Consider the following 18025-nt stretch of genomic DNA (forward strand, 5'->3'; position numbering starts at 1 on the left):
ATTCACCACTTCCCAAACATTCCGTAATATTGATACAAGTACCAAGGTGTTGGTTTGACTACGGTAACCACTTCCACCCTGTCCGCTATCTGCTTTGGCCCCTGTTTGCCTATCGGCCGTGTCATCGCATCTTCGACCGACATCCCTTGATATAGTCTTTGCCTGAACACTCTCTTACTGATTCCGTTCTCTGCAGCAATGGCCAGGTGTTCATCTGTGTATTCCCATTTACGATTGGTGCGAGCCATCTGAATCACTCCCTTCAATACCAGTCAGTTGAATTTCCAATGCTCTACCGCCATACCTATTAGCCGTCTCAATTGCTTCCTTCTTTTTAGTGAAGAACACGGCTCTTGATAATTCTTTGGTTATATGAGCATCCGTGTTTCCGTGCCTGAAAAAACAATGTCCAATTCTCACGATATATCCATATTTCATTCAGAACCACCGCTTTCTACACTATTAATAACGGAGCCCACTTCTCCTACAAGCGTTTCAAAGTTAGTTGAATCTTCATCCTGTTCTCCCAATCCAGTGTTTTCATCGTAAATTTGTGCTATTTCATCAAACGCCTGCGCCTTAGCTTCATTCGCATCTGCTTTGGCAGCTTGCTCATGAATATATATTTGATAATCCAAATTTTCGATGTCGTTCAACCAAATCTCTGAATCAGTTATATAACATTCATCTTCCGCTTCCTTGTATTTTTCAGCAGATTTATTTCGTTCTTTTTTTAGACGTGCTATTTCTTTTTCATACTCCATCCTGCTCACTCCCCATCTCCCAATCAACTTTTAAAGGGACGGCATTATTGAAAAATCGCACTGTATCATCTTCGAATATTATTGAAAAACCGTCGCCGTCATCATAAATTGATTTAACGCCATTCGTTCCTTTTAAATAAAGTTCTAATGATTCTGGCAACATAATTTCAAGTCTTGTTATTACAGTTCTACTCATTCCGACACCTCTCTCGGCCGGCTATCCCAATTCGCATCACTGCGTGTATAATTCGCATGCACTTGGTGCAGTTTGAGCCGCTGCTGTTGATTGATAGTCTTTTGTGTATCAAGTTCTTTCGAGACATCGTTCAGGCACATCGTTAAATCATGCTTTTCATCCATCAACAGCTGATTCTCGTCTTTCAGTTCTTTAATCTTCTCCGCCTGCGCTTCTATCCGTGCATCCTTTTCTTCCAGTGTCTGCATATTCAATTCCTCACTCTCAAAATGTAGTGTTCATTGGTTTCAGATGTTGTCACATATTTAGTTTTATAATTTCGTGCTACCGTCTTGCCCATTGCATGGATGAAACTGCGCTCATAGGATTGTTTCGAGTACATGCGCGTAGTCAATCCATAGAGTCTCATGTGACGTTCTACAATCATCAGTTCGCCGTCAATTAGGTTTGGTGTGGTTTTCATTTAGCACTCACACTTTCTACCGGTGCGAATATATCTTGACCAGCCATTTCTGCTTTACTGAATACATAAATTCCTTCTCCTAAAGTTTTGAATAAGCCATGAGCTTTCCAATCGCAATTTGGTCTATCGCATTTTATTGGATTATTTGAATGTCCTGAACATTTTGGACAACTGAATTTTTTTCCTGCTGCCCACATTAATATGTCTGTCTTTGTTTCAAATACTTTGACTTTATCTGAATCTAGTTTTGGTTGATTAGCTTCCTGATAATAATTAATAGCGGAATAACTTCTGAGTTCTTCCCACCTTTCTAAAATCTCCTCCTGAGAAGTATCTAAAGCGGAAGAATACTCTTCCAATTTGATCCTCAGGTATTTCTCTAAGTCCTTAGCCCTGTCCTCACCTTTTGGACCCCTCCAACTTCTACGTGCTTCGTCTTTCAGTTTTTCAATTATTTTTTCCATTGTTTCGACTCCACCTCTTCATAATTATTGTCTTTCAACCATTGCTCATACTCTGGGTAAGTCATCGTCATACGCTTCTGATTCATTACCATGTGATACATGTGCTGTGTAATACTGACTGTTTCCGTGCCTGGTATCATCGTTGCGAACTTCTCACCATCTTTATTAAGGTGCTTGCGATGTAAGAGGCCGGTGAATAAAGACATTTAACTCACACCTTTAAATTTATCTATTTGTTTATTTACTGCTTCAGCACCAATCCAACGTATCTTTGGAGCGACGATATCCTCAATTATTGAATCCATCAAAACGTGTGAATCTTTTTTTCCAAAGTCAACGGCATTCGGTGCTTTTATATCACTTATCAACTTTCTGCCTGTCCTCATTTCGGTAACACCGAAACCAAAGACACCATCAGGACTCTGCGGTATTAGAGCAATGTAAATACCATCAATCACATAAACAAACCCCGCTTTAACTCTAAATCCATCCAACATTTGTGCTCTCACACACCTTGAATGTGATGGTTTTTTAATCATTTAATCATCCTCCAATCTTTCCAGAACTAAATAGTTCCTCGGTTTCTTTCGTTTCTCAATGCGCTTTTTATAGGTCGGTGTGAGATAAAATTTGATTGTTTTCTCTTGAACGCCTTGGAAGTCTGAAATCTCTGCCGTTGTACCGATGCAGATAATATCCTCGCCTTTATAAAGCGCATACTCCTGATTGCTCTTTTTCATAATTTAATCACCCGCTATCTTGACCGGCACCCCAGTCACTTTTTGTATTTCGTCTTTGAATCTATTTTTCAATCCGTTGTCTTTAGATATGTGTATCAGATGGATTTCTTTCAGCTGCGATAAATCACTTGCCTGCAGATATTTGATTGCATTCTCTAAATTGAGGTGCGATTTCATGATCCGATTGGCAAGCGCCTTGTGCAGTGCGCCGCTCTCGACACGTTCCATCATGTAGTCGTAGTCGTGATTGACCTCCAGGAGCATGTGAGTGAGACCAGGAAAGCGGTATTTAATCAGGTACGTATCTGTGGCAAACAGTAGCTTGCTGCCGTTGTCGCTTTGTATGAGGTAACCACACGGCTCTGCGACATCGTGCTGTGTGTCAAAAGGAAGTATCCTCAACGATCCAACACGCACCACTTTTTTATACTCAATCATTTTAAGCCTATGGTGTTGTAATCCGAGCGCCTGGCTCGTCCCAGCCGTTGTGTAGCATGCAAGTCCGTGCTTTAAATAATCTTCGGTATATTTAGCGTGGTCTAAATGGTTATGGGTTATAAAGCAAGCTGACACTTTTCGAGTTTTGAAATCTAATGCTTTTTGCACCTTGTCAAATTTAATTCCAGCTTCCAGGAGTATTTGAGTGTAACCATCGGAAACGAAATATCCGTTTCCTGATGATCCACTGCCTATGGTTTTAATTTGCACGACAACTCCTCCTAAAATGGATTATCATCTTTATCGTCTTCTTTAACTTCTCCTGTTTCTTCGTCATAATCGACTGGCTTCTGCATCGGTTCCGGTCCCTGGTCAGCCTCTTTGAACTCTGCATCCACAGTTTCTTCCGGAAAGTCGAGATTTTCTGTTGCCATATTTTCAGAAACCTCAACATCGAATATTTCTTTTCTCTGACGTTCGTCACTGTTGTACACCTGCTGTTTCAAGAGACTGGAGTCATCACTGCTATTAAGCAGCTTCTTACATGCACGGTTGATGACTGTCTTCTTAGACATCTCCTGCGGGTACTTCCTGTGTGTGCCATCTGCTTTAAGCTCGCCGTTATACACCATCTGCGACTGTTTCCACGCCGTTTCAATTTCATCTGTAGTCATGATCTCTGTATAGTTTTTGCTCTCATCTTCGAAGACGATGGTTGCATATGCGCCGATGATATTTTTTGTATCTCTGTTACCGAATTTTGTTTTGTGTTTGAGGTTTGTGATTTTACCGTTGATTGTTTCGTACTCAACGTCATCGCCCTCGAATATTACTTCCGAGTTGATTTCCTTAGCGCCTGTGACACGTTTAGTGACTGACATTGTGCCGAGGTAAGAGCGTTGGAACTGCACCCTGTCTCCGTAGACAATGAAGTACCCCTGGCTCTTTTGTGGATTCAATCCCTGGACCACCATGTCCATCAGCGCATTAGCGACACTGTTTGGATTGACAAACTCTAATGCCGGCTTGTAACCGTCTTTCTTAGAGCCTTTGAGGTCCTGCAGGATAAGCATTGCCGACTTCATTGCGTTCTCTGGAGCATAGTTGGCAGGGAAGTTAAGGTTGCCTTGCCCTTCAAGTTCTTTCACTCTGGCAAGGACGTTATCGCCCATCTTTTGGTTTTTTACGAGCACTTCATTTTTAGTCATTATTCATTCTCCTTTGTTTTATTAATTCTTCGATTGGTACATCTAACTTTTGTGCTATGCCTGATAATGTTCTTAATGACATTGAGTGTTTACGATTCTTTTCTAAGTCGCCCAGATACCCACGGGATATTCCAACCCTTTCTGACAATTCTTTTTGTGTGAGTTTTCGATGCCTGCGGATCGCTCTGATATTCATTGCGACGGTCTGATTGATGTCCACCGTTAAACCAACTCCATCCTCAAATCTTTGTCCCGCTCTGAAACGATCAACTCAATCTGTTGTGAGTCTGTTTCTTTTAGTTGCGTGACTGCTTCGGCGTTGTCAATAAACATCGGGCACTCTACCTCAAAATGATTCGAGAGTGTATTTATAATGTCGATTCCGGTATTAATACGAGCAGCGTTATTCAGTCCACCGTCATACGTCACACCGTCAACCATGATCTCGCACGTCTCTTTAATGTCACCGTTCACTTGCTGATGGAACAATTTGAATCGTGCCAGGTCGAACATGCCATTGACATTTTCGGTAATCAGATTGACTTTGGTTTTCGTGAATTCGTCGATGATATATTTCTGATGTTTCAATTCTTCGATCAGATCTAACAGGTTATCCTCTTCCTGGTGGTATTCCTGGATGGATGTTTTGATACGTTCGGTTGATTTATGATTTGCCAGAAGCTCTCTTTGTGCATCCAGGTCAGCTCTCGCTTTCTCGATGTCTGATTCGATTGTCTGGACTGATTCGGAAACACTCGCCTGTTCATTCGTCAGCTTGCTTTCTAGCTCTTCAATCTCTTTCTGTAAGGCTTCATACTCGTCGGTGTCTTCGGCGCTCACAACGGCTCCGGAGACCTTTTCAAGCTGCTTTGATACCTTGCTGATTTCCTGCTTCGTATTCGTCAGACTGTTATCAATATCATTCAATTTGGCTTTATTCGCTTCGATGGATGCGACGATATCCCTGCCGGCTTTAACCTGTCTCTGCAGGTCCTGATCCAGTTGTTCCAATCGGCGGGACTTCTTTTGATTAAATGCTACTTCTGCATGCTGCCTGGCTTCTTCGACCTTGTGGTCCTGTAAAGGCTGACCACAAGATGGACAAGTATCCGTAACATCCGCATTGAACTTTTCAATTTCAACGGCATCGCGTTCTTTTTTGATTTCGTGATATTCGTTTAAAGCATTTTCTCGAGACTTTTTCAGATTCTCAATCTCGTTATCCACTCGCTTATACTGTGATTTGAAAATATCGATGTCACTTTCGAGTGAAGACAGGTTACGCTGCAGACCGTTCTTTTTATCTAGTGTGTCACCTTCAACGCTGCGCTTGATGTTGTCCATTTCAAATTGTTTATCAGAGATCAACCGTTTAATATCTGTGACTGCCCCACCGTTCCTGGCTTGGCTGCGCTTGTCTTCCAGGTCCGTAATCTCTTCCTGGAGGGTTTCGATCTGTTTATTGACTTTATTGATATCAACGTCTGCAGATGATTCCGGCAGCTGCTCATTGAGCGTATTGATCTTAACGGGAATATGTTCCAGGTCCTCTTTTGCCTTCTTTAACTTCTCGCTGATGACCTTCTTATGGTCCTCTATCGTGCGGTTATTAATAACTTCGAGCAGCGGCTTTAACTCTTTACTGGATTCAATCACCTGTTCATCTGTAATGTCGCCAGTGATTTCAAATAGCATCTTGCGCTTGTCCTCCCAATGGAGTTGCGGAAAGGCATCCGGGTTGGTGACGAGTTTGAATACTTCTTCATCGATGATCTTATTGATTTCTGCTTTGTATTTCGTAATTGGGAACGGCACATCGTCGATGTACTGTTTTGTGGTCCTGGAGTTTTTGTAGTGCTTCTTGGTGGAGCCTTCGACCTTTTCATAATTGGGATGGGATTCTCTCTGGAGTTTGAGTTCAGTGCCGTCCATGTCGAAAATGGCGGACACTCTTGGCACCTTTTCATGGATGTGCTGGTTGGTTTCATCTTTCGGTACGATGTCGACTTTCTGCCATTCCAGACCTTTGTCGAACAGTAACCAGTAAAGCGCGAGCGCTGTTGTAGTCTTACCTGTGGCATTGTCGCCGTAGATCTTGGCATCTTTGCCTTCAAACTCGAATGTCTGATGTTTGATGCCTGCGAAGTCGACGATGTCGAGTGCTTGTAATCGTAATTTCATTTATTAGCCCTCCATGTTATAATTCCGGTATAATATTATTTGCTTATTCGCCGCTGTTGGTAGCAGTGGCGTTTTTATATGCCGAGTTCTATCTCTAGCATTTGAATATATTTTCTATCTGCGTCATACACCTCCATCATTCCCTCCGTTTGTTCAAAACCATCGAATCCCTCAAGAGATTCCAAATACTCCTCATCCAACTTATCCACTTCAGCTTTCTGCTTGAGAATTTCTTCTATCATCGTCATCACCTCCCTTCAAGTTCATACGCTGGTATGCTCACTGCTTTGGTGCTTGAATAGAAAAGCATCGTACCGGTTTTAAAGTAAGTGACGAGTTCGCCGTTCTGGAATAATTCGACTGACTTAATCTTTCCGCGTTTGTCCTGATTGACCTTGTGCAGTTCAAAATGTTCCTTCGTGCCAGTGTCAGCGTTGACCGCTTCAATTTCTTTGAGCATCCAATTCCTCCTTCAACTTCTCATAAGCTTCCTCGCTGTGTTCCAGGCGTTCATTAATAACGCGCAGGTCACTTTCTGTTTCAAATATTTGAACGTCCTTCTCTTTCGCTTCCAGCACCATTGATTTGAATAGGCTGTAAGGTACTTTGATATATTCGACTGACATTTACTCCACCTCTTTCTCGATGCGGTGTTCCAGATCGATGTGAATATCGAAGTCTTCGCCGCCTTTAAAAGTGACGTAAGTACCCGTTCGTCCATCTCCGTCGTGACCTTTTATAACTTCATAAAATGGCGAGTGATCGAATGACACCCGGTTGATGATTACATCCTCTTCTTTCAGCGTTTCGATGATGTGTTCCAGTTGAGTTATTAGTTCCTTCTTATTCATTAGAAATCTATCCTTCCTAATGCGATTTTTCTGTTTATCCTCTCTAGGTGTTTTTGTCGTTCGATTGCATCTGCAATGTCTTTAGTGTTGAGTAGCGTTGATAAACCACCTGGTCCTCGCTCCCATTTCAATCCAGAAATTCCATGTTCGGATATACGAATGCCAGGCCGTTTCTTATTCAACTTCTTTGCGATGAGTCCAGTTGCAACAATGACCGCTGTTCCGATGATTAATTTCTTCATTCCACTGCCACTCCTTTATTTTTCAGATACGCCATGGCTTCCTGCTTGTTCTTAAAGATCATGTGACCGTACCCTTTCGATTGATCGAATGTTTCATAAGATGTGCCGTAATCTGTGCCGTAGATGTCCTTCAACTTCAGTGCGCTCTCGCATACTCTTTCGAACTTTTCATTTGATACTTCGATGAATGTTTTCTTCATTTGTTCGTCCTCCAATTTTCATATTTCGCTGATACAATCATGCCGGTCGGGACCAAGATAAACAGTGTCACCAGGAAGCCGATGACTAATATTTTTCCGGGCAATATGCCGAGCGCCGTGAGTGTGAGTACAATGCCGAGTACCGTACCGAAGATAATGCAGATTTGGTTTTCTCCCATTGTCATGCACCTCTTTCCAGATCCCTTAATATGTGTTCCAGTTTTGCCAGGCCTTTACTGACGTGGATGTAATACTTGTTGCCGGGTCGGAACACACACTCTTTGAAGTCTGGGTGTGACAGGACGTTATCCCGGAACCACGTCTCTTTCATGCCACTGATTTCGAGGAATTCGTTGATCGTTGCGTACTCCTGATACTCACGCTGCGCTTGTTGTGGCAATGCCTCTTTGACCGCTTCATGAATGAGTTGCTTGAATGCCTGTTCGTCTATGAGCATTTAGATCACTCTCCTAGAAACTTATTGATGAAGTATTGCTGACCTTTACCGGTAACCTTTGTTGTTCTTGTCGTTCTAATGGAACCGTCAGCATTGTTGATTGTCCTTTTCTTTATGTCCATCAACCCCATATCCATGCTGCGTTGAGTGGGTAGATTGAATGACTCGCCTTTCTTACGGATCAGAAAACCATTTTTCCTCAACCATTCAAACAGTCTATTTTGTCCAATGTCATATCCGTTTTGAGAAATCAACTTTGCGAGTTCACCAATCAAAATAGATGATGTACTGGAATCCACTGCATCTGCAAAAAGCACCTTCGGTTTATCGAGTTGAATCTTTTCTTCTAGTTTCATAACTTTCTTATCTGCAATTTGAAGCGCTCTTTTCATAATCATGTCCGGGCTGTTCCAAGCCTTTTCTATCTGCAGAAAATATTGTCTGGCCTGCTTGCCTTTTTCATTCCGTTGGATCATTGATATTTCCTTGGCCATGTCAACTGTTAAATTAAAGTCTTCCAGTTTCCTTAAAGCACCATTATTTACAACCGTACTTTTTTGACCACTTGTAAAATCTTCATTTTCAACAAAGCCGTAACTGATCATGCGGATAAACCATTTTGAAAATCTTTCTGACGATTCGAGGAATTCATGAAGTTCTCTAGCACTAATGAAAAGCTGACCTTCTTCGTTTTCAGTCACTGGTATTAAAGTTTGTTTGTTTTCAACTTGTAACTGTTCCATTCACTTCGCCTCCTTTATACGGATTTCCGTACAACTTTGTTAAAAAAATATTTCCCTACTTCTTCATCTGGGATTTCTAACAACTGACAAATACGTCTAATTTCCCATTGAGTGAATGCATTTTTGTTATGCATTTTTGCACTCATTGACGTTCTGCTGATTGGCATATCTCTCGCCAACCTGCTTTGCGAGTAGCGGTATTCCTCCATACGTTTAAGCAACGCATCGTAATCAAATTGTTCAGCCATTTTCTCACCTCTTTTCTGTTAGTCGCTCATATCATGGACAACGCGTGGCAATGACCATTCATGTATTAAGGCGCGGCTCATATCATCGCTCGCTCTCGCTTATTATCCATCATATCAGCGACTAACTTTTTGTTCGGATTTCCTTACAAACCCTATGCTACATTAACTGTACAATTATTGCAACATCTTTTTAAAAGTTTTCCGAACAGATACTGTTCATTTTTCCGTACATGTGGTATTCTTACCTATATAAGAGAGGGGCAAAAAAATTATGGAAAATATTTTTCAAGAAAGATTGAAACAGGCGATAAAGGAGAGTGGGTTATCACAAGCGGAAGTATCTAAACGCTCTGGGATCAGTAGAGGATCAATCACTGATTACTTAAAAGGGAGATATGAAGCGAAGCAGGATAAAGTATATGACCTCGCTAAAGTGCTAGGCGTAAGAAGTGAGTGGCTAATGGGTTACAACGTAGCGAAAAAAGATATAACGGCGCCAACTACCATCCAAGTTTCCACTATTCCTGTACTTTCCAAAGTCTCTGCGGGTATGCCGATCTACAGCGAGCAAAATATTGTAGACTACATATATCTGCCGGCCGATGAAGTAAGACCCGGTAAAGAGGTGTTTGGTTTAATTGTTTCCGGCGACAGCATGAATAAAGAATTTAAAGAAAATGACATTGTGATTATCGAGAAGGATTCCATTGTAGAGAATGGCGAAATGGGCGTGGTCATGGTAAATGGTTATAATGCCACTCTGAAGCAGATTAAATATGTAAATGATTCCATCGTCTTAATGCCACAATCAGACAACCCGGAACACGATCCGCAGATTTATAATAATCAAGATGAAGTATGCATCATTGGAAAAGTGATCGGTATGCACAGGAAATTTTAAGGAGGCTACTATCATGAGAATTTACAAAAGAGAGGACAAATGGGCCTACGATCTCCACATCAACGACAAGCGTAAGCGTAAGAGTGGATTCAACACAAAGCGAGAGGCAACAGCTGCGGCACGTAAATACATTAATGATCATGAGCAGGGTCTGCAGCTGGACCACGCCATTAAATTCAAAGAGTTTTATCTGGAATGGGTAGACATTCACAAGAAGCCACATATCAGCAAGAGTTCGTATAAGTGGTATTTAAACGCTTTGAATATTTTCATCGAGGAATTTGGAGAAGATAAATTATTAAAGGATGTCCGCAAGAATGACTACCAGCGGTTATTAAATAAGTATGCTGAAAATAGAACGCAGGAATCCACACGGAAGCTGAACAATTTTCTGAAGGCGGCCTTCAACCATGCACATGACGAGGGCATCATTGCCCGCAACCCGGCAAAGGGGGCTGTAGTCAAAGGGAAGAAGCCTTCTGCAACGGAAGAATCCAAGTATCTAAGTCGAACGAATTTCGAGAATCTAAAAGCATATGTAAAAACGAGAAGTGAAATGTCTTACCTGGTCATCTATATATTGATGGTGACTGGGGCGCGTTTCAGCGAAGTGGCAAACATGAAGTATGAGGATATCCAAATGGATAATAAGATCCATCTGCCCGGCACTAAGACAGATACCGCAGATCGCATCGTGCCTGTCAGCAGAAAAGATATTGCATACATCAAAAAGAGACTGGACCGGCACCCGACCAGAATAAGCGGTGCACCCTTCACCATTTCACACAACGCCTGTCTGAAAGCACTGCGGACCGCACAGAAGCACATAGATATCCCGGAGGATAAATGGATTACATTACACGGATTAAGGCACACATTCTGCTCTATCATGCTGGACGAGGGTATTTTACTATCAACAATGAGTAAGCGGTTGGGGCATTCAAGCATGGAGATTACCCAGCGGGTGTACGCCCATCTGTTGGAAGAGAGGGAATTGGAAGATGATAAAAAGATCGTTGAATATCTGGAAGCAAATTAAAATGGCACATAAATGGCACAAAACCCCTCAAAACCGCATGGTCTCAAGGGGTTATAACGGACAGTGAGGGATTTGAACCCTCGAAACGGGGTTACCGTTTACACACTTTCCAGGCGTGCGCCTTAAGCCACTCGGCCAACTGTCCATGTTTTAATTAAAACAGAAGTGAGCACGCTCACTTCTGGATGATGACCCGTACGGGACTCGAACCCGTGTTACCGCCGTGAAAGGGCGGTGTCTTAACCGCTTGACCAACGGGCCATGGCTCCACAGGTAGGACTCGAACCTACGACCGATCGGTTAACAGCCGATAGCTCTACCACTGAGCTACTGTGGAATATTAAAATGGAGCGGGTGATCGGAATCGAACCGACGACATCAGCTTGGAAGGCTGGGGTTATACCATTTAACTACACCCGCTAAATTATTAATATTTAAATATAAGGGCGGCTGATGGGGATCGAACCCACGAATGCCGGAACCACAATCCGGTGTGTTAACCACTTCACCACAACCGCCATAATTTCAATATGGTTCAGGACGGAATCGAACCGCCGACACTGTGAGCTTCAATCACATGCTCTACCGACTGAGCTACTGAACCTTGTTATGTATAAATTTTTTAAAATGGCGGTCCCGACGGGAATTGAACCCGCGATCTCCTGCGTGACAGGCAGGCATGTTAACCGCTACACCACGGGACCTTCATATAGAACAAAAAAAATTGCGGGAGGTGGATTCGAACCACCGACCTCCGGGTTATGAGCCCGACGAGCTTCCAGACTGCTCCATCCCGCGCTAATAGTATTTAGTTCGTTTTTCAACGTCTGATATATATACTAAAGGTTTTATCAGTTCATTTCAAGTGTTTTTTATAACTTTGTTATACCAAATTTACACTTTCATAAAACTCTATGGAGTATAAGTACAACACATGCATATTGGGTATAATACTAGAAATACTTTAGGAGGCTAAAAATGAGTGAATTCAAGAATGAAAATATTTCATTTTGGAGTGATTCTGTTGAACTACCCTCCTTCTCTGCGCTCGAGAAGGATATTGAAACAGATGTACTTGTTGTAGGCGGAGGAATCAGTGGTCTGATGAATGCCTATCAGCTCGCTATGCGCGGTCACGAAGTTACTGTCATCGAGGGAAACACAGTGCTGAGTGGAACCACTGCGCATACTACTGCACGAATTATGGCCCAGCAGGGATTGCTTTACGGTCAAATCAGTAAGCAGAAAGATAAGGATTCGGCGCGTCTTTATTATGATTCACAAATGGAAGCAATTGATGAAATCGAAAGTATAGTTAATAAGCATGACATCGACTGTGATTTCAGGAGAGTTGATGGTGTCATCTATGCTGTTTACGAAGACTCCATCAAAGATCTTGAAAAAGAAGCTGAAGTTTATAATGATATCGGGATTGATGGCGCCTTATTCAAAAATGAGCTGACCCTTCCTTTTGAAACAAAAGCTGAACTGGTAATGAGAAATCAGGCTGAGTACCACCCTCTCAAGTTTTTAAATGGCATCCTGGAAGTCCTGAAAGAAAAAGGCGTTAAAGTGTATGAAGAGACACGCGGGGAATCCGCAGATGATGATACATTAACTACAACCGAAGGCATTAATATAAAATTTAATACCCTCGTAATTGCGACCCACTTTCCATTTCTTGATTTTGACGGCTTATACTTTAACAGTTTTAAAATCAGCTATGGATACGGGCTTGTTGTAACGTCATCCACTCCCCCATCTGAAAATCTTTCGCTTAACGGGTATGACGGCGCTTCTCTTTCAACCAGGAATATAATGAACCCAAACAGAGAACAGCCGACTATTCTGTATGGCGGTATGGGACATATGTCATATGAAATGAAAGATATGACTGAACAGCTCAAAAAACTGAAACTCTATGCCGATCAGAAAACCACCAATGAAGAAACGCTTTATGCATACAGAGCCCAGGATTTAATGACGGCAGACTCCCTCCCTTTCATCGGTCATTTCGACCGGGAACACAACAACAGGTTCGTAGCAACCGGATTCAACAAATACGGCATGACCAATGGTGTGCTTTCTTCAATGATAATCAGCGATTTAATTGAAGGGAATAATAACAGATATACTGATCTACTGAGTCCGCACAGAAATAAAGGAACCTTCCAGCAGCTTAAACAGCATATTTCAAATCCGATGCATGTAGCAGAATCTGAAGCTAAAAATATGATGAAACAGCACCCTGATATTACAGAAGTTGAGCTGGATGCAGGTCAGGGCAAAGTAGTGAGCGACGGTGTTACGAAGAAAGGTGTTTACAGAGATGAGGATGCCTGCTACGTCGTCGACAACCGCTGTACACATATGGGATGCAGTCTTGGCTGGAACCAGGACGATAAGACGTGGGACTGCCCATGCCATGGCTCACGGTTCAATTATAAAGGAGAGGTTATTGAAGGACCTGCCGTTGAAAATCTTGACAGTGAAATTAAAAATTTAAAAGAATAATTATAACCCCCCTAAAGCAGACACTTGAAAAAGTGAACTGCTTTAGGGGGATTACTTATTTTCTCTTTTCATAAAATACTCTCATGGCTTCGCTCATGAATTGTGCGAGTCCCTCACCATACTGATCAATATTTTTCGTGAATCTTTCATCAGCAATATACATCTGACCAAGTCCCATGAAAACTTCCGGTGAGTAGTTCCCTATATCATTCAAGTACTCATACCATTCTTCTATTGCTTTTTGGGCTTTTTCAGATTCCGGATCTGTATGCCTGATTTCAGCAATATTTTTGTATATTTCATCAAAACGGCGTTTCAGTTCTTCCTGATCCTGGCCGGCCATTCTGTTAATGCGTCTTTCTGATTCATCAACTGCATCATTGCCCCACTTTTCTCTTGCTTCTTCTTCATATGGATTGTTTGTAAAATCGATGCCTTCGAATTTTTCTTCATTCGTCATTTCTATATTTCCTTTCATATGCAGAAGTGTCTTATCGATAGTTTTAATCATCTGATCAATTTTGGCCGCTTCGTCCTTAAGCATCCTTTTCTGCATTTCCAATGCTTCCTGACGATTATAATGCGGATTATAAATCATTTTTTTGATGTTCTCCAAAGAAAACCCGAGCTTTTTGAAGAATAAAATCTGCTGCAGCAATTCCAAATCCTCTTCCGAGTATTTCCTGTATCCGGTCTCAGTCACTTCATCCGGCTCAAGCAGTCCTATTTTATCGTAATGGTGCAGTGTCCGGACACTGACACCCACAAGACCTGCGACTTCTTTGACTTTCATATCTATCTCCTCCTGCAATTAAAACTATAGAGTATCACGTTACGTCATGGTCAACATTTATATTTATATTTTTTTCTTATTCCATAATTTATTTTCACACTGTATTATAATAGTTAAGATTTTATTTACTAAAGGATGTTTTTTATGCCCAAAAAGAATGCCGGACGAAAAAAGAAATTAACAATCCCATCCATAATACTATTATTAATTGTTGTTGTGATCTCTACTTTAGTGATGGAGGAAGAGCCCCGGGAGCAAAGGACTGAAGAAGAAGCTTCCGGCAATGAGGAAGCTGATGACAGAATCGAAGTGACTGTGGCAGAATTCATCGACGGCGATACGACACGTTTTAATTACAATGGATCAAATGAAAGTTTCAGATATCTGATAATTGATACACCTGAGTCCAGACATTCCAGGCATGGTGAAGAACCCTATGGCGAAGAAGCTTCCGGGCGTACAAAAGAGCTTTTATCAAATGCGGAAAAAATCGAAGTGGAGTTTGATGAGGGGCCCAATCAGGATGACTATGACAGATATCTGGCCTATGTTTATGCAGATGGTGAGATGATCAATGAGACACTGGTGCGGGAAGGCCTGGCTGAAGTGAAGTATGTTAACCCACCCAATGACACACATGTCGATATTCTTAATGCTGCTCAAGAAGAAGCGCAGGCAGAAAATATCGGGATCTGGTCAGACAGTAATTAACCCTTTGGATCGATTCCAAAGGGTTTTTATATTATTTAATAACATGAACGCCGTGCATAGCACCAGTATTGGCGCGGATTTGGTGACTGCTCTGTGACCAAAAAAACACCAGCATAGCAAGTCCAAGTTAATATTATAAAATTCACTACTTACTATAAGTAAATTCATGGTACAATTAATTTAACAATATTTAGGAGGTATTACATATGAAAGAAGAAAAGCAAAAGAAAAAAGGCGGCTGTCTAAAATGGGCGGCTATTATTATCGGTGTACTGATTCTTTTCGGGGCCTGTACCGCTGCATTTAGTGGTGGCGGAGATACATCTACTACAGAGGATTCAGAAACTGCATCATCAGAAACGTCTACAGAAGAAACGACTGAGGAAGCAACAAAGGAAGAATCCGAAGAGACTACTGAAGAAGAAACAGCACCCGAAGCACAAGAGTACAGCGTTGGTGATACCGCAGATATTGATGGCAAACAGATCACTGTCACTAATGTAGAAAAACGCCAACCGGGGGAATTTGAAGTAGTAAAAGAGGGTTATGAATTTGTCATTATAAATCTTGATATAGTAAATGGATCAGATGAAGAAATTAATTATAATGCTTTAAACTTTGAATTACAGGATGGGAATGGCAACATCACTGACACTTTCGGAACCGTCTCACTTGATGGTGTTGGAGAGCAACTAAGTTCGGGGGCTCTGGCCCCTGGCGGGAATGTGTCAGGCACCGTTGTTTTTGAAGTACCGAAAGGTGATGAAGATTTAACATTAAGATATAAAGATAATATGTTCTCTAACGAAACAGTAGATTTTAATTTATACTAACCTTTAAAGTAACCGCCTCTCGGGGCGGTTTTGTTATGTCTATATAGGCGATATTGTGGATGTTCGTTGATTAAAAAATATGTATGCCCACCCAGGGAGTGTAAGCCCGGACAGTCAAAGTCACGGCATGAGACATGAAAGAAATCCAAACGTTTATCGCTGCCCTGCCTCGGAATATGAACGGCTATGTATTCAGAGATCGCGGCTCATCAATTAAAGCCGGCACGATGGGGTACTATTTGAAGAAGTTGTGCAGAGAGATAAAAATAAAAGAGATCGGCTTCCACGGACTGCGCCATACACATTGCAGTCTGCTTATTTTTAAAGATGTGTCGTACACTACATCAGCAAGCGGCTTGGGCACAAAAACGTAAACATCACTCTGAGGGTCTACAGTCATCTGATAAAAGAGAAGGAAGATCTGGAAGAGGAAAAAGCGCTGAAAGCACTCGCTGCATTGTGACTGCAATGTGACTAAAATATAATGAACGGTTGCTTACTGGCACGGAAGGATAAAACGCCAAAGCCTATAATATCAACGTTTTAAAGTTCTTAAACTCATGTAACTTATTGATTTAATATTATTTCATATCATTATTACTACTATAATATATCGACAATCTACAGCGGCTGAAATAAAATAAGCGTGTCATCTTCATCACTTAACATGATGAATGACACGCTTACTGCTAATGCTGAGTCTGGTTCGTTTCTGGTGCATCCACTTCTTTGGGCGGAATCCAATCCTGGGACCATTGCTCAATATCTCTGAGGACCGGCTCAAGTGAGCGGCCTTTATCTGTAAGGGAATATTCTATCACGACAGGAGTTTCCGGATAGACATCTCTTTTAATGAGCCCTTCCTGCTCCATATCTTTAAGCCTGTCGGAGAGCACCTTTCCGCTGACACCGATGGCAGACTGTATTTCACCAAATCGTTGTGGTGCATCCAGCATCTGATAGATCACCAGTGCTGTCCACCTCTGACTGAGCAATGAAACAGCTTTTTCAAACCTTGGACAAATTGTTGATTGTTTCATTGTTAATCACTTCCTTTGACAGTATTATACCATAAATCACTTTATAATTAAATGAAATTATATTCCTTTACATCATTAATTATTTATTATATACTATGTTACATAAAGTAACTTGATAAATCACTTGGAGGCTATAATTATGAAATTCCACAAAGCACCTGCAACGCATGTAGAGCACGTTAAAATAAATGTTTCCAACCTGGAGAAAGCCCTCGAATTTTATACAGAAACACTGGGATTCTCAGTATTGGATAAAAATGAACAATCAGCAAGTCTGACTACAGACGGGGAAACAAGTATCCTGTCATTATATCAGCCCGAGAATACAATCCCAAAAGGAAGAACTTCAGGGTTATACCATTTCGCGATATTGCTGCCGAGTAAGACTGATCTTGCCGCAATTACTCTGCACCTTGCACATAAGGATGTCCGGTTCGGTTCTGCCGATCACAGAGTCAGTGAAGCACTATATTTAAATGACCCGGATGGAAATGGTATTGAAATTTATATCGATCGTCCGGATGAAGAATGGAACTGGCAAAATGGCAAAGTGGAGATGACGACTGAACCGTTGGATTTCGAAACCCTTTTAAAGAATTTCAATCCTGACCAGCAATGGAACGGCATGCCAAAAGATACGATTATGGGCCACCTTCATCTTCATGTTTCAGATATGGACGCTGCCGTTAAATTCTATACTGAAGGTCTCGGTCTTGAAGTGGTATTGGACTTTGCAGGTCAGGCCATGTTCATGTCCACTGAAAAATACCATCACCATATTGCTATTAATATCTGGAATGGCAGAGGCGCTCCCATACCTGAGGAAAACAGCGTCGGACTGAATCATTATCTATTAAGATATCCTGATGAAACATCACGGAATGAAGCGATTTCGAGACTTGAAGACAATGGCTTTACCGTAACAACAGAAAATGACAAGGTTTTCTCTATGGATCCCTCAGGCAATCGCGTAGAAATGGCATTTTAAATTTAGATTAA

General features: G+C 41.7%; 33 protein-coding genes and 8 tRNA genes. 7 read left to right on the plus strand and 34 right to left on the minus strand.

All coding sequences use genetic code 11. From position 1 onward, the window contains the following. Positions 1–2: 2 nt before the first annotated feature. The 24 genes from ACKRAT_RS09385 to ACKRAT_RS09500 all read right to left on the minus strand — a co-directional run bounded on the left by ACKRAT_RS09385 (position 3) and on the right by ACKRAT_RS09500 (position 9195). The gene (locus ACKRAT_RS09385; protein ID WP_411842192.1) at positions 3–248 is read right to left on the minus strand and encodes a hypothetical protein; all 246 of its coding nucleotides are present in this window, start codon (positions 246–248) and stop codon (positions 3–5) included. After that, complete coding sequence (locus ACKRAT_RS09390; protein ID WP_411842193.1) at positions 229–438, minus strand: hypothetical protein; 210 nt, start codon at positions 436–438, stop codon at positions 229–231. The genes ACKRAT_RS09385 and ACKRAT_RS09390 overlap by 20 nt, the downstream gene beginning before the upstream one ends. Continuing rightward, positions 435–764 carry a hypothetical protein gene (locus tag ACKRAT_RS09395; RefSeq protein WP_411842194.1) on the minus strand — a complete coding sequence of 110 codons (330 nt, stop codon included), beginning with the start codon at positions 762–764 and terminating at the stop codon, positions 435–437. The genes ACKRAT_RS09390 and ACKRAT_RS09395 overlap by 4 nt, the downstream gene beginning before the upstream one ends. Beyond that, positions 754–960, minus strand: coding sequence for a hypothetical protein (locus ACKRAT_RS09400; protein WP_411842195.1), 207 nt, complete (start codon positions 958–960; stop codon positions 754–756). The genes ACKRAT_RS09395 and ACKRAT_RS09400 overlap by 11 nt, the downstream gene beginning before the upstream one ends. Then, positions 957–1208 (minus strand): hypothetical protein, encoded by a 252-nt coding sequence (locus ACKRAT_RS09405; protein ID WP_411842196.1) that lies wholly within the window; start codon positions 1206–1208, stop codon positions 957–959. Before ACKRAT_RS09405 ends, ACKRAT_RS09400 begins: the two co-directional genes overlap by 4 nt. Before the next feature lie 2 nt (positions 1209–1210). After that, positions 1211–1423, minus strand: a complete 213-nt coding sequence (locus ACKRAT_RS09410; RefSeq protein ID WP_411842197.1) for a hypothetical protein — start codon at positions 1421–1423, stop codon at positions 1211–1213. Then, positions 1420–1887, minus strand: coding sequence for a hypothetical protein (locus ACKRAT_RS09415; protein WP_411842198.1), 468 nt, complete (start codon positions 1885–1887; stop codon positions 1420–1422). Before ACKRAT_RS09415 ends, ACKRAT_RS09410 begins: the two co-directional genes overlap by 4 nt. Continuing rightward, a complete protein-coding gene (locus ACKRAT_RS09420) occupies positions 1875–2093 on the minus strand; it encodes a hypothetical protein (RefSeq protein WP_411842199.1) in 219 nt (72 codons plus the stop codon). Before ACKRAT_RS09420 ends, ACKRAT_RS09415 begins: the two co-directional genes overlap by 13 nt. Beyond that, the gene (locus ACKRAT_RS09425; RefSeq protein ID WP_411842200.1) at positions 2094–2426 is read right to left on the minus strand and encodes a hypothetical protein; all 333 of its coding nucleotides are present in this window, start codon (positions 2424–2426) and stop codon (positions 2094–2096) included. Next, positions 2427–2627: a hypothetical protein gene (locus tag ACKRAT_RS09430; protein ID WP_411842201.1), complete on the minus strand. Its 201-nt coding sequence runs from the start codon at positions 2625–2627 to the stop codon at positions 2427–2429. A 3-nt stretch (positions 2628–2630) separates the two neighbouring features. Then, positions 2631–3335, minus strand: a complete 705-nt coding sequence (locus ACKRAT_RS09435; RefSeq protein ID WP_411842202.1) for an MBL fold metallo-hydrolase — start codon at positions 3333–3335, stop codon at positions 2631–2633. 11 nt (positions 3336–3346) lie between these two features. Beyond that, positions 3347–4273 (minus strand): recombinase RecT, encoded by a 927-nt coding sequence (locus ACKRAT_RS09440; RefSeq protein ID WP_411842203.1) that lies wholly within the window; start codon positions 4271–4273, stop codon positions 3347–3349. After that, the gene (locus tag ACKRAT_RS09445) at positions 4266–4469 is read right to left on the minus strand and encodes a helix-turn-helix domain-containing protein (RefSeq protein ID WP_411844438.1); all 204 of its coding nucleotides are present in this window, start codon (positions 4467–4469) and stop codon (positions 4266–4268) included. The genes ACKRAT_RS09440 and ACKRAT_RS09445 overlap by 8 nt, the downstream gene beginning before the upstream one ends. Positions 4470–4495: 26 nt before the next feature. Further along, positions 4496–6454, minus strand: coding sequence for an AAA family ATPase (locus ACKRAT_RS09450; RefSeq protein WP_411842204.1), 1959 nt, complete (start codon positions 6452–6454; stop codon positions 4496–4498). A 74-nt stretch (positions 6455–6528) separates the two neighbouring features. Continuing rightward, positions 6529–6696, minus strand: coding sequence for a hypothetical protein (locus ACKRAT_RS09455; RefSeq protein WP_411842205.1), 168 nt, complete (start codon positions 6694–6696; stop codon positions 6529–6531). A 5-nt stretch (positions 6697–6701) separates the two neighbouring features. Next, positions 6702–6914 (minus strand): hypothetical protein, encoded by a 213-nt coding sequence (locus ACKRAT_RS09460; protein ID WP_411842206.1) that lies wholly within the window; start codon positions 6912–6914, stop codon positions 6702–6704. After that, positions 6898–7080 carry a hypothetical protein gene (locus tag ACKRAT_RS09465; protein WP_411842207.1) on the minus strand — a complete coding sequence of 61 codons (183 nt, stop codon included), beginning with the start codon at positions 7078–7080 and terminating at the stop codon, positions 6898–6900. Before ACKRAT_RS09465 ends, ACKRAT_RS09460 begins: the two co-directional genes overlap by 17 nt. Continuing rightward, positions 7081–7305: a hypothetical protein gene (locus ACKRAT_RS09470; RefSeq protein WP_411842208.1), complete on the minus strand. Its 225-nt coding sequence runs from the start codon at positions 7303–7305 to the stop codon at positions 7081–7083. Further along, positions 7305–7547 (minus strand): hypothetical protein, encoded by a 243-nt coding sequence (locus ACKRAT_RS09475; RefSeq protein ID WP_411842209.1) that lies wholly within the window; start codon positions 7545–7547, stop codon positions 7305–7307. The genes ACKRAT_RS09470 and ACKRAT_RS09475 overlap by 1 nt, the downstream gene beginning before the upstream one ends. Next, positions 7544–7747, minus strand: a complete 204-nt coding sequence (locus ACKRAT_RS09480) for a hypothetical protein (protein WP_411842210.1) — start codon at positions 7745–7747, stop codon at positions 7544–7546. The genes ACKRAT_RS09475 and ACKRAT_RS09480 overlap by 4 nt, the downstream gene beginning before the upstream one ends. After that, a complete protein-coding gene (locus ACKRAT_RS09485) occupies positions 7744–7926 on the minus strand; it encodes a hypothetical protein (RefSeq protein WP_411842211.1) in 183 nt (60 codons plus the stop codon). Before ACKRAT_RS09485 ends, ACKRAT_RS09480 begins: the two co-directional genes overlap by 4 nt. 2 nt (positions 7927–7928) lie before the next feature. Continuing rightward, positions 7929–8204 (minus strand): hypothetical protein, encoded by a 276-nt coding sequence (locus tag ACKRAT_RS09490; RefSeq protein WP_046790580.1) that lies wholly within the window; start codon positions 8202–8204, stop codon positions 7929–7931. A gap of 5 nt (positions 8205–8209) precedes the next feature. Beyond that, a complete protein-coding gene (locus tag ACKRAT_RS09495) occupies positions 8210–8947 on the minus strand; it encodes a phage antirepressor KilAC domain-containing protein (RefSeq protein WP_411842212.1) in 738 nt (245 codons plus the stop codon). A 14-nt stretch (positions 8948–8961) separates the two neighbouring features. Beyond that, a complete protein-coding gene (locus tag ACKRAT_RS09500) occupies positions 8962–9195 on the minus strand; it encodes a DUF739 family protein (protein ID WP_411842213.1) in 234 nt (77 codons plus the stop codon). A gap of 271 nt (positions 9196–9466) precedes the next feature. On the opposite strand from ACKRAT_RS09500, the gene ACKRAT_RS09505 reads away from it, so the two are divergent. Then, positions 9467–10096 (plus strand): LexA family protein, encoded by a 630-nt coding sequence (locus ACKRAT_RS09505; RefSeq protein ID WP_411842214.1) that lies wholly within the window; start codon positions 9467–9469, stop codon positions 10094–10096. 13 nt (positions 10097–10109) lie between these two features. Then, complete coding sequence (locus ACKRAT_RS09510; RefSeq protein WP_411842215.1) at positions 10110–11135, plus strand: tyrosine-type recombinase/integrase; 1026 nt, start codon at positions 10110–10112, stop codon at positions 11133–11135. A 57-nt stretch (positions 11136–11192) separates the two neighbouring features. Here ACKRAT_RS09510 and ACKRAT_RS09515 read toward each other — a convergent pair. The 8 genes from ACKRAT_RS09515 to ACKRAT_RS09550 all read right to left on the minus strand — a co-directional run bounded on the left by ACKRAT_RS09515 (position 11193) and on the right by ACKRAT_RS09550 (position 11933). Then, positions 11193–11280, minus strand: a tRNA-Ser gene (locus ACKRAT_RS09515). A gap of 44 nt (positions 11281–11324) precedes the next feature. Then, positions 11325–11396, minus strand: a tRNA-Glu gene (locus tag ACKRAT_RS09520). A gap of 1 nt (position 11397) precedes the next feature. Further along, a tRNA-Asn gene (locus tag ACKRAT_RS09525) sits at positions 11398–11472 on the minus strand. A 9-nt stretch (positions 11473–11481) separates the two neighbouring features. After that, positions 11482–11555: transfer RNA gene (locus ACKRAT_RS09530), tRNA-Gly, on the minus strand. 25 nt (positions 11556–11580) lie between these two features. Continuing rightward, positions 11581–11653, minus strand: a tRNA-His gene (locus tag ACKRAT_RS09535). Between the two features lie 13 nt (positions 11654–11666). Further along, positions 11667–11739, minus strand: a tRNA-Phe gene (locus ACKRAT_RS09540). A gap of 24 nt (positions 11740–11763) precedes the next feature. Next, a tRNA-Asp gene (locus tag ACKRAT_RS09545) sits at positions 11764–11839 on the minus strand. A gap of 20 nt (positions 11840–11859) precedes the next feature. Beyond that, positions 11860–11933, minus strand: a tRNA-Met gene (locus ACKRAT_RS09550). Between the two features lie 180 nt (positions 11934–12113). On the opposite strand from ACKRAT_RS09550, the gene ACKRAT_RS09555 reads away from it, so the two are divergent. Beyond that, the gene (locus ACKRAT_RS09555; protein ID WP_411842216.1) at positions 12114–13649 is read left to right on the plus strand and encodes an FAD-dependent oxidoreductase; all 1536 of its coding nucleotides are present in this window, start codon (positions 12114–12116) and stop codon (positions 13647–13649) included. 55 nt (positions 13650–13704) lie between these two features. On the opposite strand, the gene ACKRAT_RS09560 is transcribed toward ACKRAT_RS09555, so the two are convergent. Beyond that, positions 13705–14448: a MerR family transcriptional regulator gene (locus ACKRAT_RS09560; protein WP_411844439.1), complete on the minus strand. Its 744-nt coding sequence runs from the start codon at positions 14446–14448 to the stop codon at positions 13705–13707. A 138-nt stretch (positions 14449–14586) separates the two neighbouring features. On the opposite strand from ACKRAT_RS09560, the gene ACKRAT_RS09565 reads away from it, so the two are divergent. The 3 genes from ACKRAT_RS09565 (at position 14587) to ACKRAT_RS09575 (ending at position 16360) form a co-directional block, all read left to right on the plus strand. After that, complete coding sequence (locus ACKRAT_RS09565; RefSeq protein WP_411842217.1) at positions 14587–15153, plus strand: thermonuclease family protein; 567 nt, start codon at positions 14587–14589, stop codon at positions 15151–15153. Between the two features lie 206 nt (positions 15154–15359). Continuing rightward, positions 15360–15986 carry a DUF4352 domain-containing protein gene (locus tag ACKRAT_RS09570; protein WP_411842218.1) on the plus strand — a complete coding sequence of 209 codons (627 nt, stop codon included), beginning with the start codon at positions 15360–15362 and terminating at the stop codon, positions 15984–15986. 134 nt (positions 15987–16120) lie between these two features. Beyond that, on the plus strand, positions 16121–16360 hold the full coding sequence (locus tag ACKRAT_RS09575; RefSeq protein WP_046790213.1) for a tyrosine-type recombinase/integrase: 240 nt from the start codon (positions 16121–16123) through the stop codon (positions 16358–16360). Positions 16361–16675: 315 nt separating this feature from the next. Here ACKRAT_RS09575 and ACKRAT_RS09580 read toward each other — a convergent pair whose 3' ends face one another. Further along, positions 16676–17026, minus strand: coding sequence for a winged helix-turn-helix transcriptional regulator (locus ACKRAT_RS09580; RefSeq protein ID WP_411842219.1), 351 nt, complete (start codon positions 17024–17026; stop codon positions 16676–16678). Between the two features lie 139 nt (positions 17027–17165). Between ACKRAT_RS09580 and ACKRAT_RS09585 the strand changes: the two genes are divergently transcribed. Continuing rightward, positions 17166–18014 carry a VOC family protein gene (locus ACKRAT_RS09585; protein ID WP_411842220.1) on the plus strand — a complete coding sequence of 283 codons (849 nt, stop codon included), beginning with the start codon at positions 17166–17168 and terminating at the stop codon, positions 18012–18014. Positions 18015–18025: the final 11 nt, after the last annotated feature.

This window comes from Salinicoccus sp. HZC-1 (assembly GCF_046736035.1).
Taxonomy (GTDB): Bacteria; Bacillota; Bacilli; order Staphylococcales; family Salinicoccaceae; genus Salinicoccus.